The following is a 15,568-nucleotide window of genomic DNA, read 5'->3' on the forward strand; positions in this document are numbered from 1 at the left end:
ATAGACTATAGATTGTACAGTTTTTAGATCACATCTTGCAATACTCTGCGAGTATTTTGCCAAGACCAAAAACCGACAGCCCCAACAACTATACTCATTCCCAATAACACTGCCGATAAACCAAAGCCATTAACTAGCTTTGTTGTAATTAATAAAGGTGCAGTGAGAGCGATATTAATAGCATGATTTTGAAAACCAAAAACCTTACCGTGCATTTCTGGTGGTGTTTGTTGCTGAATTAAAGTTTGCATTGGCACGTTGACAAAAGCTGCACCCACACCTAAGAAAATACAGAGTCCTAATGCTACGGGTTGATTATTCACAAAAATGAACAAACCCAAGGAAAATGCCATCATCAAAAACCCAATTAAAGGTAAAGGTTTGTGATGAAATCTATGTCCAGAATGTCCCAAAATAGCCGCACCTATCACCATACCGACTCCAGCCGCAGCCACGAAAGAGCTAAATTCTTCTGGTGCTAAGTTTAATCTTGCTGCCATACCAATTGCTAATTCTATCAATGCAGCAAACACGCAATATAATGTCACAATTTGCAACATCGCATTCCACACTAGGCGATTTCTTTTGAGGTAGCGCAGTCCTTGTAAAAATTCAGCCCAGGGATTAATTGCTGGTGTAGTTTTATCAGTATCTCTGTGTTCTTGAAAATGAATCGGCATCATAATCAAGGCAGAAAGTATATATAAACAGCCAACTACCAATTCTTTACCAAAGCCTTTGTTAAAGCTTTCCACCCAGTTTAACATGGGATTAGCCACGGCATTACCTATAATTAATGCTGCCATCATTGTGCTGCTAAATAAGGCATTGGCAGCCATTAAACTCTCTCTTTTTACCAACAGCGGAATTGAAGCTTGTTCTGCTGGGGCAAAAAACTGGGTGATGGTGGATATGCTAAAGGTGAAGAGTAACAGAATGGCAAATTCTCGTGGTAAGAAGGGAATTAACAGCATTAATACCCCACGCACTGCGTCTGAACCTACCATAACCAGTTTTTTTGGTACACGGTCAACGATAACACCACCAGCCGAGCCAAACAACATGGCTGGAACGGTAAATGCCATATACAAATAAAAGCGTCCGTCTCCTGCTACATTATCAGTAGGTAAGTAGAGTTGGAGTAAGGCAATCATTAAGACAAAGAATACCTTATCTGCCAGTTGGGAAACAAGTTGACCAATCCATAGGAGCATAAAACCCCGGTTTTTGAGCAGTGCTGTAAAACCGTTATTAACAGTGGTAGGTTCAGTGGGAAACATCAGATACTTGGGAATGGGGAATAAATAATCACTATTTCTCTTTATAACGTTCTAATAGACGATTGAGAAATTCAGATGCACTCAGGTAGTTTTTGGGTGGAGAGAAGCCAACAGAAGGGTTTACCCATTGGCCTTGGACAGATTGGGGGGAGTGCCACATTGATAAATGGTCAACTGCTGGCTCGGCGTAAAAGTTATTTTCTCCTAAACCAAGATAAGCTGAAGTCCAGTGAGTAAAATAATCATGACTTAAACGATGAATAGGGAAGTTACCCGCAAGAGGGACTCCCCAACCATCAATAGCAATAAAGGCTTGAACATGACCTCCCAAAAGTTGCCACCCTGTAGCCGCACCTATACCTCCAACTACACCAGCACTAAAGCAAATGAATATAACAGGCGATTCTAACTTATTACCGAGGCGATAGCTAGGCGCTCCGAAGGAATCGCACAAAAAATGTAAAATATGAAATGTTGATAAAGTTAAATAACCTTGTCCTGGATAAATCAGTATATCTACTGCCTTTGTATGGTCTTTATTTAAGCATCTTTGAATAAAGCGGACCGTTAATTCTGGTTCATGAATTCCCGGACAAATAATTATAGGCATTTACTTTTGACGAAGTTATGATCTTTTGTCAGTTGTCAGTTGTCAGTTGTCAGTTGTCAGTTGTCAGTTGTCAGTTGTCAGTTGTCAGTTGTCAGTTGTCAGTTGTTAAGAAGTTTTTCCTGCTCCCCCGCTCCCCTACTCCCCTGCTCCCTTGCTCCCTTGCTCCCCTGCTCCCCTGCTCCCCTGCTCCCCCGCTCCCCTGCTCCCTACGTTGCTTCAACGACTATTTTAAACACCTACTTACCACCGTAGAAGAAGGCAATTTCTTTTTCTTTCAAAGGGGCAAAACCAGCATCAACCAGTTTTTGATCAAGTTCAGTTTGGGGAATATGTTTAGCACCAATGCGGACAATACGAGAACGCATAGTATTAGATACACCGCTACGTTGTCTATTGCCTTCTAATCCCATAACTTCTTCATACAAGTCTAACTTAGCTATGGGAATAGGAGAACCATCAAAATCAATACCGCGATCAATTGCTCTATCGATCGCACCAGCACCTGTGGTAGTTTCAGTAGTCATGGCAACTTATTTTCAAAGATATGGAAATATTTTACCAGGGAAGAGGCAGGGAGAGGAATTTTACCAATGGCTAGATTTACGAGTGATTAACCCACCGACAAATGCCCCTAAAATTGTCCCTGTCCATAGTCCCGTTGTGCTACCTTGCCAACTTGCTCCCGGAGTTACTAAAAAACTGCACATTTCTTTTAATCCCCAAGCCTGGTTTTGACATTTTTGGCTATGGAGAATAACGGTAATTTGTCCAGCTATTAAACTACCAAAAAAACCGGAAGAAAGTGCTAAAAAGGTACAAATAAGAATGCGTTTTTTGATCATATTAATTAGGAAACAGGGAACAGGAGGAAACAGGGAACAGGGATCAGGAAACAGAGAGATATTTATTAAACTTCTTGTCTTCTTTTTACTGTCACCTGTCACCTGTAACCTGTCACCTTCCATCAACCTGTATTTCTCATGCCGGCGGCAATTCCGTTAATGGTTAATAATGCTCCTCTGAGTAATTCTCCTTTGCTGTAACGAGAGTGAATTACGCCTGTTGTGGGGGCATTTTTGGATTGACGTAGACGTTTGAGCAGGGAAACTTGGATAAATCCTAAAGGCACAATTGTTCCGTTTCGTAGTTGTACAGAACGCTGTAATACTGGATCACCATCTAAGAGTTTTTCATGTCCAGTGATTTTTAGAACTAAATCTCTAGTTAGAAAGAATTCGCTGGAAATTTGTCCAAACACATTCTCAAATCTAGGTTTGTCTTCAGGGTTAGACAATTCATCAACATAATGACGTGCCATTTCCATGTCTACTTTTGCTAAAGTCATTTCGGCTTTAGAAATTACCATTTTGAAGAATGGCCATTTGAGGTAGAAATAGCGGAGTAATTTCAAATGTTGTTCTGGTTCTTCATCCAGAAATTTTTGTAAAGCTGTACCAATTCCATACCAAGAAGGTAGTAAAAAGCGGGTTTGTGTCCAACTAAATACCCAAGGAATTGCTCGCAGACCACTTAAATCTTTTTTACCAGATGGACGACGGGCTGGACGTGAACTAATTTGCAATTGGCTGATTTCTTCTATGGGGGTGACTTGATGAAAGAAGTCAATGAAATCAGGTTGCTCATAAATTAGGTTACGATAGTGCTGACGCGACGCATGAGCTAACTCTTCCATAATCTCGTTCCAAGGTTCAATATCATCAAACCCTGTTCCTAGTAAACTGGCTTGAATTACTGCTGTAGTGATGGTTTCCAGGTGATACAAAGCCAAGTCTAACAAGGAATATTTAGAAGCTAAAACTTCCCCTTGTTCGGTAATTTTAATCCGGCCACTAATACTATGACCTGGTTGCGCTAAAATCGCTTCATAAGCAGGACCGCCACCACGTCCCACAGAACCGCCTCGTCCGTGGAAAATCCGCAGATTTACACCGTAACCTTCGGCAATTTTTTGGAGTGATTTTTGGGCTTTATGAATTTCCCAGTTACTACTTAAAAAACCAGAGTCTTTATTACTATCAGAATATCCCAGCATGACTTCTTGTAAGTTGGGATTGAGGATAGAAATGGATGGTGGTGCTTGTTCATCACTGAGCGAAGCCGAAGTGTCCATGGCTGCATAACCACCTGCTAACATTGCCCGATATAAAGGCAGTTCAAACAGTTGACGCATCACGCCTCTAGAGCGTTGTAAATCTTCTACTGTTTCAAACAAAGGAACGACGCGAATTGTTCCTACTGCAATCACAGGATCAAATAAACTCGATTCTTTGGCTAGGAGTAAAACTTCTAGTACGTCGCTGACTTCACGGCACATACTAATAATATAAGTTTGACAGATGTTGATGCCAAATTCTTGTTGGAGCGATCGCAAAATTCGGAAAGTTTCAATTACATCATTGGTTTTTTCCGAAAATGGTAATTCAGCGGGAATCAATGGCCTGCGAGTTTGCAATTCTCCTGTTAACCAAGCTATTCTTTGTTCTTCTGATAGTTCGTTGTAGGGTTGGGGTAAAATCTGCAAATATTCGAGAATTTCATTCAACGCATCAGCATGACGGGATGATTCTTGACGAATATCTAATTGGGTAAGATTAAAGTCAAATATTTCGACTTGACAAATCAGATTTTCCAATTCTCGACAACTTAAACCTGTTTCTGTTAAGTTGCGTTGAATTAACAATAATTCTGTTAAGAATTCCGAACCCGAACGGTACATGGGTGCATCTTCATTCTGTGGCGTTTCCCGATTATACAAAGACAAATTGCGATCGCGGGTATTTTCTAGCCGTCTGAGAATATAAGATAATTTGAGACGATAGGGTTCTTGGCGAAAACGCAACGCCAAAGCATCATAAACATCACTTAATTGAGATTGATCTAACTCTAAAGATTCTAGTAAATCTGGGAGAACATCACTCCAGTGCATAGATACACTCAATAATGTCACTAGCTCTTTGATTGACTTAATATACCGCTCTAACACCATTTTCCGCTGATAACAAGCGGTTTTCCAAGTTACTTCCGGTGTCACTGATGGATTACCATCTCGATCTGAACCTACCCAAGAACCAAAGGAGCAAAAATTTGTACTTGGTGGTTGTAACCAGGGAAAGGTTTCCCCCAGAGAATATTTGAAGCGTTTATATAGTTGCGTAATTCCATCAAATAATACTTCTTGGAAGTAGTGAAGAGCATAATCTACTTCATCTAAAACTGTCGGTTTAAATTGATGAAGTTCATCAGTGCGCCACCAGAGGCGAATTTCTTCCAGTAATCTTTCCTTAATTTCTAATGTTTCCCAAGGATAGCTACCAGCGCGGGTTTGTGCTTCATCCATTTTTTGTAAAAGATGTACCACCTGACGCTGTTTATCTCGGATAGTATGACGGACAATTTCTGTAGGGTGAGCCGTGAAAACTAACCGGATATCTAGTTGAGAAATGAGGCGTTGAATTTGTTGAGGCGGAACATTCAACTGAAATAATAGGGGAAATAAAGCTGCAAAAGTCCCTTTCTGTGCAGTTTCTGCTGTCAGTAAGTCGCTACCTATTTCTTTCGTAATCGGTAGATCTTCTTCTCGTTGGTTAGTGGCATAAATGATACTAGGGAAAACCCCCCTGATCAGGTTGATCAGCGTAGCGGTTTAATTGCTGCTTTTGTTCATATTCCTGCTCAACAATGTTAATCAACTGAAAATATAGAGCAAAAGCACGTGCAGCGCGAATTGCTTCATTGATATTCAATTGTTCGATTAGTTCAACTGCTGATGCGGCCTGGTCATTTGTAGCTTGTCCTTCTGGCGAACATAGATCCCTAAGTTGGCGTAAAAGCTCCACCATGTTTTGCCCGCATTCTTGCCGGAGGACGGTTTCCCACAAATCTTCTACTACCTGTAGACGATGACGTAAGAATAATTCCGAGTGCAGCACCGGAAAATCAATATTTTCAGCTTTCATACTTTTCATAATACTCATAAAGATACTCAAAACGCCTCATTCACTTTATTTGAGCATCTAATATCAAGCTGTTAGCTTTTTTAGACGATACTCACAAGTTACTCATTTTAACTTTTAACTGCTTTTGATTCATTTTGAGTAGGAAGACCCAATTAAATACAAGATACGAAATAAATTAAAAAATCTTTTTCGTTCTTGCGTTCTACCTGAATCATCATGAATTATTTTGATGCACTTAGGTATTCTTTCCAATAGTATTACTATTTCCGAAATGCCTACTAGCTATTTTAGAATAAAGCTCACCTATTCCCGCAAGGAGGCTCACACTGTATGCAAAGCATCAGTGTAGGTAGTTTACTCAATGCTAGACCGGAGAAAACACAAAAGAAGACAATGTTAATTGTTATGTAGGAAGTATGGCTGATACTACACTGCGCGATTAGAAGTTAAGTATGGATGCAGGAATTGTGGAGTAGGGCTTGTGTCACCTAGCACCCATGTAATTAGTAATTACTCCCGATTACCTATTTCCTCATATAGTGGGACGACTATCTTGTTCCCCGTCCCGGATCAGAGTTAAACTTCCTGATTAGAGTGATATAAGCTTCTAGGGGATCTGAGAAGCTAGATATTGGTGTGATAGGAGTGAAAAGCAATGTTAAGTGGTAAGCAAACCCCCATTTTTGCTGATTCTCAGGAGAGTGATACTTATGCCTGGTTTTCTCAGCGGGCTTGGGTAGAAATTGATTTAGGGGCGTTGTCTAATAATGTCAGGCAGTTGGTAAAATTTTTATCACCAAGTACCCAATTAATGGCTGTTGTCAAAGCAGATGCCTATGGACATGGGGCGCTAACAGTTGCAAAAACTGTTTTAGCCGCGGGTGCTAGTTGGTTGGGTGTAGCGACAGTTCCTGAAGGTATACAGTTACGGGAAGGTGGCATTAAATCCCCAATTTTAATTTTAGGGGCAACTCATACAATAGAACAAATTCAGGCGATCGCCCATTGGCAACTTCAGCCTACATTATGTAGTCCTAAGCAAGCTTTAGAATTTTCTAATACATTAGAAACTATTAACTATAATTCTCCCCTACCTGTACACATTAAATTAGATACAGGAATGTCTAGATTGGGTACAAATTGGCAACAAGCAGCAGAGTTTGTCCAGTTGATACAGGGATTACCCCATTTGGATATTGCTAGTATTTATTCCCATTTTGCCACCGCAGATAGTCCAGATCCGACAATCATGCAAGAACAGCATAGACGATTTGAGGAAGCGATCGCTCAAATCAAAGCTAGAGGCATCAAAATTCCCAGTTTACATTTAGCTAACTCAGCCGCTACCCTCGCAAATCCAAAATTACACTATGACATGGTACGAGCAGGTTTAGCTATTTACGGACTCTATCCTGCACCCCATTTAAAAAATAAAATTCAACTGCAACCTGTTTTACAACTCAAAGCGCGAGTTACCCAAGTTAAAACAGTGGAAGCAGGAACTGGAATTAGCTACGGACATCATTTTATAACTTCTCAAGAAATGCGTGTTGCTGTCGTAGGTATTGGTTATGCAGACGGAGTTCCCCGGAATCTTTCTGACAAAATGCAAGTATTAATCCGTGGTAAGCGTGTTCCGCAAATTGGCGCAATTACCATGGATCAAATCATGTTAGATGTCAGTTCTATCCCCGATTTGCAAGAAGGAGAAATAGTCACCTTACTGGGAGAACAAGGAAAAGAACAAATATCCGCAGATGATTGGGCAAAGCAGTTAAACACCATTTCTTGGGAAATTCTCTGCGGCTTCAAGCACCGTCTACCGCGTGTAGCTATCATGTAGAAGATGGGGAATATGGGGAAAAATCAACAATACCCCATCCCTATAATTTGAAAATTTGAAAATTTGACTTTTTTACCTATTGCCATAACTAATTTATTATGCTAACATAAGTAATTAATGCGGATATGGCGAAATTGGCAGACGCGCTAGATTTAGGTTCTAGTTCCGAAAGGAGTGAAGGTTCAAGTCCTTTTATCCGCACTTTTAATGAATAGTTTAGTTGAAAAAGCACTGAGCAAGATCGGATTTTGCCAGTGCTTTGGCGTAATTTTAAGAACTTTTACTAATTGGTTAAGGGGCTGCTCGGAGATTAATATGTAACGAAAAGTAAAATCTCCCTGTTGCCTTGTCATGCCAACCTACTTAGATATTATATTCATTTTTACATAAATACATAGATATTCCTGGAATGTGGATTAAAAATAAATTACACACCATGTATAAATTGAACAGTAAAAATGAGTAAATAAAGAATTTGTAGCAAATCAAAACCTATGATTTGATAATCTTGAATTAACCTGTTAATCTTGAGTTTTACCTGAAAATAGAAGACAAGGGTATGACTTAGATCAGGCTATCAAAATAAATTAGATATGGTTTTATACCATACTGAATGGAAGAACGACTATAGACACAAGAGATTTACCTTGATCAATTGTGACATCTGATGAATACATTCAGATTCATCAATCAGAAACTCATCTTTTGTACTAATTGTTATCCGTCAATCTATGCTTTATCCTAAAACTTGAGTAATTTAAAATACATAAATAATTACTGAGCAGAGTTGGACTAATCAACAGTTGCAATTGATACTGAAAACAGAAAATAAAACTTAGTGATTAATTTATTTTCATAAAAATAACATTTAACCATGCAAAAACTACAAATTGATTTTAGTCATCAAGCCATATATAACAGTAGAGAAGATAGCTATCTGAAATTTCAACTTAATCAACAAACTGGTGCAGTTTTATCTATTTACACATACTCAAGAAGCAATAGTTGTCCCGGTTACATCAGTTACAGCTATTCCAAATATGCCAGCTTGTATATTAGGATTAATGAATTGGCGTAGTCATATAATTTGGGTAGTTGATTTACCCAAGATGTTTAATTTAGAATGTCTTGATCATCGGTTGCGTCAGTATAATATCATTGTTATTCAAATAAAATCAATGATTTTAGGGTTAGTTGTCCAAGAGATTAAAGGAACAACAAAGTTTAGTTCTGATGATATTGGTTCTCCTATAGGACAAGTAGCATCTAGTTTAGTACCTTATTTATGTGGATGTGTAGTGCAGCAAGAAGAAATATTATTAGTATTAGATGCAGCGCATATTTTAGAGTCAGGGATTATTCGTATTGACTAAAATTTAATCCCCAGAGAAATGGGTTTAAATAGTTTAATTTTATAGATGTAGTGTGAGGAATGTATGTTGAATAAAACTGATCTCAAACAAAGTAGTGATTCTCAAAATAAAGCATCTTTGATTTCTACAGAAAAAGTTATTGATAGTAAAATAAAAAACTCTCGTCATGATCAAGCTTGGGAACATGGAGTGCAATATTTACGACAATTCAAATTGACAACAAAAGCCGTAATTTTATCCATAGCCATTGGTACATTACCAGTATTGGGGATTGGAGCGATCGCTTATATTTTTGGTGGTAGACTAATTACTAAGCAAATTATTACATCTCAAGAAACTACAGCCATTAGCTTCAGTGATAGTATTAATAGTTTAATTGGACAACACTATGGAGATATTCAGGTATTGTCTAATTTAGCCTTGTTGAATAAAAATAACCTAGAAAAAAAAGCAGAACTAGGAAAATCTAACAACATTGATATCAGTAAGATTAATCTAGGCACACAAGCAGCCTTAAATCGCTTAATGAAAGCTAGTAAATTGTATGATAGTGTGGCTGTTTTTGATCTCCAGGGAGAAGTAATTATTCAATCAGCCGGAGCATCTTTAAAGCCAGAAAAAAAACGTATCTATTTTCAAGAAGTAATTAAACAAAATAGTCCTATTATTAGTCAGCCAGAAATAGTTAAAAATATAGGTGCAGTAATTTATATGGCTGCACCAATCAAGGATACAGTTAACGGTAAAACTATTGGAATAGTCAGAACAAGATTACCTTTGAAAGCTTTAGAAGCAGTAGTTAGAGATTATATAGAGGATACTTATAAATATTATTTTCTAGATGAAAAAGGAAGAATTATAATAAGTTCCCATGAGGATTTATTCAATCAAGAAGCAATAGATGTATATCCTCATCTAGTTAATGTTTTGAGTGCTAAAAATATTGATACATTTACCGAAATTGCCAAAGATACTGAAAAGCAGCAACTAATTAGTTATATACCATTCCGAACAATATCAGATTTACCAGATATAAATTGGCAGTTAATTCTGGCAAAAGATACAAAAATTGCCTTTAAACCACAAAGAGAATTTTTGACATTAATTGCTAGTACAACACCACTAATTGCATTGTTAATGACATTATTTATAGCTTGGTTAAGCCAACGGGTAAATAGCAAAATTGTTAATAAAACCATAGCAGAAAATAATGACAATCAAGAACAACTATATCGGAGTGTAGTCAATAAACAAGAGTATCAACAAAGAGAAATTGAAGGATTACATTTACTGCTAGATATTACCAAAAAAATTCGGCTAAATCTTCAGCCTGAATATATTTATCAAACAGCAATTGCCGAAGTTAGACAGATTTTACAAGCAGATAGAGTAATAATTTATAAACTACATCGTAAAACGCACACTGGAAAAATAATTGCTGAATCAGTAATTGGTGATTGGCAAAAAATGTTGGGAATATATAATAATTCCCATTGGCGAGAACTTTACGAAAATGGTAAATTAGAAGTAATATCAAATATTGAACAATCACCGACTTTAACTGCTAGTTACATTGAGTGGCTACAGCAATATTCTGTGCAAAGTAGTTTAACTATACCGATTTTGATTCATGGAGAAATTCAAAGTTTTCTAATTGCTCATTATTGCCATAGTTCCCATATTTGGCAACCTCAAGAAATTGATTTATTGACACAAATTGCTGTACAAATTGGCTATGCTATAGAACAATCTCATCTCATGAGAGAGATAAAAAAATTAAAAGCCAATAATAAACTAAATACTCATCAAGATACTGTAGAAATACAAGAATTCCAAAATATTCTTCAGCAAATTGTCTACCAAATCCAACAAGCTGTGAGTGAAGTCAATTTATCTCTTCATAAATTCACAACAGAAGCAATCATAGAACCGGAGGCAATGAACTATAGTTTAGAAACAATTGACAATATGACTAATGCTATTCAATCTATAGCTGATATAGCACAGCAAGCTGTCACTATTGTTAATAATGCCAATGATACAGCAACTAAAACAGGAGAAGCAATGGATTTAACATTGCAAAATATTTCCTTTGTGCAAGAAACAGTTGGTGAAATCACTAAAAAAATCAGACGCTTAGGAGAATCTTCTCAACAGATTTCTCGTGTGGTTTCTGTAATTAATCAAATTGCTATGCAAACAAATTTATTAGCAATTAATGCCGGAATTGAAGCTGCAAGAGCCGGAGAAGAGGGACAAGGTTTTGCAGTAGTAGCTGAAGAAGTAGGAGAATTAGCGGCTAGAAGTGCAGCCGCAACTCAAGAAATTGAGGAAATAATTGCCAAAATTCAACGAGAAACAGGGGAAGTATTACAAGCAATGACAATGGGAAATAATCAAGTTGTTGCTAGTAGTCATAGTATCGAAAATGCCAAGCTGAGTTTACAGCAAATTGTGGAAATATCACAACAAATGGATCATTTAGTACAGTCAATTTTTATTGCTACGACATCTCAAGTACAAACTTCACAAACGGTAAGTCAAACTATTAAAGATATTTCCCATATTTCCGCTCGTAGCAGTGATAATTCCCGCCAAATTTCCCAATCTTTACAAAAAGCAGTAGATATTTCCCAGGAGTTGAAAGAGACTGTAGATACTTTTCCCGCTAATTGATATTTTAATTTGTAAGGACTCATAACTAATGACTAAAGATAAAGAATTAGAAATCCAGATGCAATTTCTGGAAGAAGCAACTGATTATTTGAATACATTAGAAGGGATTTTACTAGAAATTGACACTAGTAAACGGATTGAATTAGAAAATATTAATGCTGCTATGCGAGCCGCCCATTCTATTAAAGGTGGAGCAGCAATGATGGGATTTCGCGTTTTAAGTGATTTGGCTCATCGTTTGGAAGATGCTTTTAAAGTTCTCAAAACTCAAAAAAATCACGTAGAAATAGATACGCATTTGCAAAGTTTATTGCTATCGGGGATTGATTGGCTAAGGCAGATTGTGGAATTACTTGCCAAAGGAAATGATCTGGATCAGAGTTGGTTAAGAACATTATGCTATCCGATTTTTGATGAACTTTATGATCGTTTAGGTGAGCCTGCTCCAGAAGATATTACAACATTACTATCGTCAGAAGATGGACAAGAATTTATTCCCTTATTATTTGAAACAGAAGTTGAAGACTATTTAAAACGTCTGGAATCTCGATTAAAAAACAGTAATAAATCAGGGTTAAGAGCAGAAGTGCTAGTAATGGCAACAGAGTTAGGTGGTTTAGGAGAAATGCTCAAATTACCAGCATTTACTCAGCTATGTGCATCAATTAGCCATTACTTAGAAACTTGCCCTGAACGTTGTGTAGAAATTTCTGATTTAGCTTTGCAAGCATGGAGGCGATCGCAAGCTTTAGTATTGAGTAATCAACGGGGGAATTTACCAACAAAAATTGATTTTGCTGAAGATTCTCCTCAACCCATTATGGGAGAAAATCAAGAAAATAATATATTGAGAAAAACGAATATTCCGGATTTTCAACTTTTAGAAAATGTCGAATTATCTCCTGATGTCAACAATATTGATTCTCTTGATAGAGAGATAATTCTCAATTCGGAAAATTCATCCGTAGATTATAAATATACAGAACATAAAACTGATATTAATTCAGCTATTAAAGAAAGTCACGAAAATACAGTTAGAGTTCCTAGTAAACATTTAGAAAAAATTGATGATTTATTTGGGGAAGTTATCATTCAAAGAAATGGGCTGAATGTGCAAATGGAAAGATTACGGAAATTGGTTCGTAGTCTGAGTCAACGAGTCCAAATTCTTGATCAAGAAAACCAAGAACTGCGGACAGCTTATGCAAAAATGATGACTTATAATCATCAGCTTGAAGAGTCAGAAATTAATACCTTAGAACAAGATTGCTATCAAAAATTAAATTTGTTATCTCAAGATGTCATGGAAACTATTGTCCAAGTTGCCGAAGTTACCAGTGATATTCAATTGAGTGTTGATGATACAGATCAAATAGCGCGGAAACTAAATAAAACTTCTAAACAGTTGCAAAGACAATTAACTCAGGTGAGGATGCGTCCTTTCTCGGATTTGGTGGAGCGTTTTCCTAGAGCTATTAGAGATTTGAATGTGGAATATGGAAAAAATGTCCAGTTGAAAATTGAAGGTGGTAATACCTTAATTGAAAGAAGTATTTTGGAAGCTTTAAATGAGCCTCTAATGCACTTATTACGTAATGCTTTTGATCATGGTATTGAAGATCCTGCTACTCGTCAAGCTCAAGGAAAACCAGAACAAGGGTTGATTGAAATGAAGGCGGCTTATCATAGTAATCGGACGATTATTACTATTCGTGATGATGGGAGAGGGATTTCTTTAGAAAAAATTCGTCACCGGGCTTTAACAATGGGTTTGGATGATGCTTTATTAGCAAGTGCTAGTGATGATGAATTACTATCATTAATTTTTGAACCAGGGTTTAGTACCTCAGAACAGGTAACAGCTTTATCTGGCCGGGGAGTGGGAATGGATATAGTTCGTAATAACCTCAAACTAGCGCGAGGTGATGTTAATGTTGATACCCAATCCGGGGTGGGAACAATGGTGACTTTATCAGTACCATTTACATTATCAGTAGCGCGAGTTTTATTAGTAGAAAGCGATCGCTTACTGTTAGCATTTTCAACAGATGTAGTAGAGGAAATTTTCTTACTAGATCAAGATCATATCTTCTTTCAGGATGGGAAAGAATTTATTAATTGGCAAGATACTCAATTACCATTACTGCGTCTAAATCGTTATTTTGAGTTTAATTGCTCCCGCTACAATAGCTTGGAATTAGAAACTCTACCCGTAATTAATGCGACGAGTGTATTAATAGTTAAACATGATCATCAACAAGTTGCCGTCCAAGTAGAACGCTGTTGGGGTGAACAGGAAGTTGCTATTCGTCAAGTAGAAGGTAATATTCCTCTACCTAGTGGTTTTAATAATTGTACAATTCTTGGTAATGGCCGGGTAGTTCCCCTCGTTAACACTAACGATTTAGTATCATGGGTGACAACTGGTGAACGTCCTCAAGTTAGTAATAAGTTACCGACAACGAGATTACAAACTGCTTTCCTAAAACCGCCCAAAGTACCAACTCCTCCCCAACCTAGCCGCCAAAAAGGGATGATTTTGATCGTTGATGACTCAATTAATGTGCGGCGTTACTTAGCCCTCACCCTCGAAAAAGGTGGGTATCAAGTAGAACAAGCGAAAGATGGTCAAGATGCTTTGGAAAAACTGGAAAGTGGTTTACAAGTGCAAGCAGTAATCTGTGATATTGAAATGCCACGTATTGATGGTTATACCTTCTTGGAGCGCATCAACACTAATGCAGAGTTCAGAAATATTCCTGTAGCGATGTTGACTTCCCGCAGTAGCAGCAAACACCGTGAATTAGCAATGCAACTAGGAGCAAAAGCTTATTTTTCTAAGCCGTACAATGAGCAAGAATTATTACGGAAATTAGAGGAGATAATTTTCCAAGTCGCAGAAACAGCATAGATTTAGCTCCACCACCGCACCACCTTTGACTGCATTCACCTAACTCCACACTCGATGCTTGCCCAAAAGCTGAGTTACCCAGATTTCTATGCAGATTAAATCAGAGGGAAATATCAAGATTAGTTTTTACCCAATCTACAAAATCTACAAATGTCATTTCTTCAGTTAAAAATAGCTGATTTTTATCATCTTGATGTAAATGAGGAATATATTCATTTGCGTATTGTTTACCAATACGACCATATTTCAAACGAATAGCACGAGGATCGGGACTATTATCAAAACCAGCTTCAACCCAATCACCTCGCAAAACATAGTATCTATATTTTCTTAGTTCATCACTGAATAATTCTGTAATTAAAATCCGATATTCTCCATACTGTCCTTCTAAACGCAGGATGGAACGTTTTGGAGTAGTATCTATTGTATAATTAACTTGCTGAAAATTAACTTCAGCGATTTTTACTATGTCAGTAAAATAGTCTGTAATTTTTGTATCCAATCTTCAACTCCTTGATGACAGAATTCCCAGTCAGCTAAATCAATCTCCCATGTTTTACTTACTAAATTTTCTACTTGTTTGATAAAGTCTTCATCTTCATATATTTGCTGACAAAATGTAGAATAATCTAGCTGATATTTTTCTTGATACTTAATATCTCGTTGACGAAGTTCGGCAATTTTTAAGGCTATCTTATCAAGAGTATATTGTTTAAGAGCCAAATCCATTGATTCTTGTAAATCTCCTAGTGCAGATAAAACTTCAATGTATTCATCTTTAATTGATACTGTTACCATAATCTTTACCTATTTTGTATATAAAATCCTACTGAAATCACCGTAGCGATGCCTACTAGCCAGGCATCGCGGATTTTAGATTTGTGATTTATCCGTAATC

Annotated in this window: 10 protein-coding genes, 1 tRNA gene and 2 pseudogenes; 5 read left to right on the forward strand and 8 right to left on the reverse strand. The window is 37.2% G+C overall.

What is annotated here, in order from left to right; genetic code table 11:
* Positions 1-23: 23 nt before the first annotated feature.
* The 6 genes and pseudogenes from FJR38_RS12795 to FJR38_RS29330 form a co-directional block, all read right to left on the reverse strand.
* A complete protein-coding gene (locus FJR38_RS12795) occupies positions 24-1,280 on the reverse strand; it encodes an MFS transporter (RefSeq protein WP_168537400.1) in 1,257 nt (418 codons plus the stop codon).
* A 31-nt stretch (positions 1,281-1,311) separates the two neighbouring features.
* Positions 1,312-1,890 (reverse strand): hypothetical protein, encoded by a 579-nt coding sequence (locus FJR38_RS12800; RefSeq protein WP_168537406.1) that lies wholly within the window; start codon positions 1,888-1,890, stop codon positions 1,312-1,314.
* 236 nt (positions 1,891-2,126) lie between these two features.
* Positions 2,127-2,414 carry a DUF4090 family protein gene (locus FJR38_RS12805; RefSeq protein ID WP_168494574.1) on the reverse strand — a complete coding sequence of 96 codons (288 nt, stop codon included), beginning with the start codon at positions 2,412-2,414 and terminating at the stop codon, positions 2,127-2,129.
* A 60-nt stretch (positions 2,415-2,474) separates the two neighbouring features.
* On the reverse strand, positions 2,475-2,732 hold the full coding sequence (locus FJR38_RS12810) for a hypothetical protein (protein WP_168494576.1): 258 nt from the start codon (positions 2,730-2,732) through the stop codon (positions 2,475-2,477).
* A gap of 122 nt (positions 2,733-2,854) precedes the next feature.
* Positions 2,855-5,473, reverse strand: a complete 2,619-nt coding sequence (ppc, locus tag FJR38_RS12815; protein WP_371418211.1) for a phosphoenolpyruvate carboxylase — start codon at positions 5,471-5,473, stop codon at positions 2,855-2,857.
* Between the two features lie 67 nt (positions 5,474-5,540).
* Positions 5,541-5,876: pseudogene (locus tag FJR38_RS29330) on the reverse strand (phosphoenolpyruvate carboxylase); the annotation flags it as partial.
* A gap of 646 nt (positions 5,877-6,522) precedes the next feature.
* On the opposite strand from FJR38_RS29330, the gene alr reads away from it, so the two are divergent.
* The 5 genes and pseudogenes from alr to FJR38_RS12840 all read left to right on the forward strand — a co-directional run bounded on the left by alr (position 6,523) and on the right by FJR38_RS12840 (position 14,670).
* Positions 6,523-7,710 (forward strand): alanine racemase, encoded by a 1,188-nt coding sequence (gene alr / locus FJR38_RS12820; RefSeq protein WP_168537410.1) that lies wholly within the window; start codon positions 6,523-6,525, stop codon positions 7,708-7,710.
* 119 nt (positions 7,711-7,829) lie between these two features.
* Positions 7,830-7,911, forward strand: a tRNA-Leu gene (locus FJR38_RS12825).
* Positions 7,912-8,584: 673 nt separating this feature from the next.
* Positions 8,585-9,083: pseudogene (locus FJR38_RS12830) on the forward strand (chemotaxis protein CheW).
* Between the two features lie 63 nt (positions 9,084-9,146).
* Positions 9,147-11,759 (forward strand): methyl-accepting chemotaxis protein, encoded by a 2,613-nt coding sequence (locus FJR38_RS12835; RefSeq protein ID WP_168537412.1) that lies wholly within the window; start codon positions 9,147-9,149, stop codon positions 11,757-11,759.
* Between the two features lie 28 nt (positions 11,760-11,787).
* Positions 11,788-14,670: a hybrid sensor histidine kinase/response regulator gene (locus tag FJR38_RS12840; RefSeq protein WP_168537414.1), complete on the forward strand. Its 2,883-nt coding sequence runs from the start codon at positions 11,788-11,790 to the stop codon at positions 14,668-14,670.
* Positions 14,671-14,770: 100 nt separating this feature from the next.
* Here the strand turns inward: FJR38_RS12840 and FJR38_RS12845 are convergent, their stop codons facing one another.
* Positions 14,771-15,172 carry a hypothetical protein gene (locus FJR38_RS12845; protein WP_168494596.1) on the reverse strand — a complete coding sequence of 134 codons (402 nt, stop codon included), beginning with the start codon at positions 15,170-15,172 and terminating at the stop codon, positions 14,771-14,773.
* Positions 15,136-15,468 (reverse strand): hypothetical protein, encoded by a 333-nt coding sequence (locus FJR38_RS12850; protein WP_027401341.1) that lies wholly within the window; start codon positions 15,466-15,468, stop codon positions 15,136-15,138. Before FJR38_RS12850 ends, FJR38_RS12845 begins: the two co-directional genes overlap by 37 nt.
* Between the last annotated feature and the right edge of the window lie 100 nt (positions 15,469-15,568).

It is taken from the genome of Anabaena sp. UHCC 0253 (genome assembly GCF_009712085.1).
Lineage (GTDB): Bacteria > Cyanobacteriota > Cyanobacteriia > Cyanobacteriales > Nostocaceae > Dolichospermum.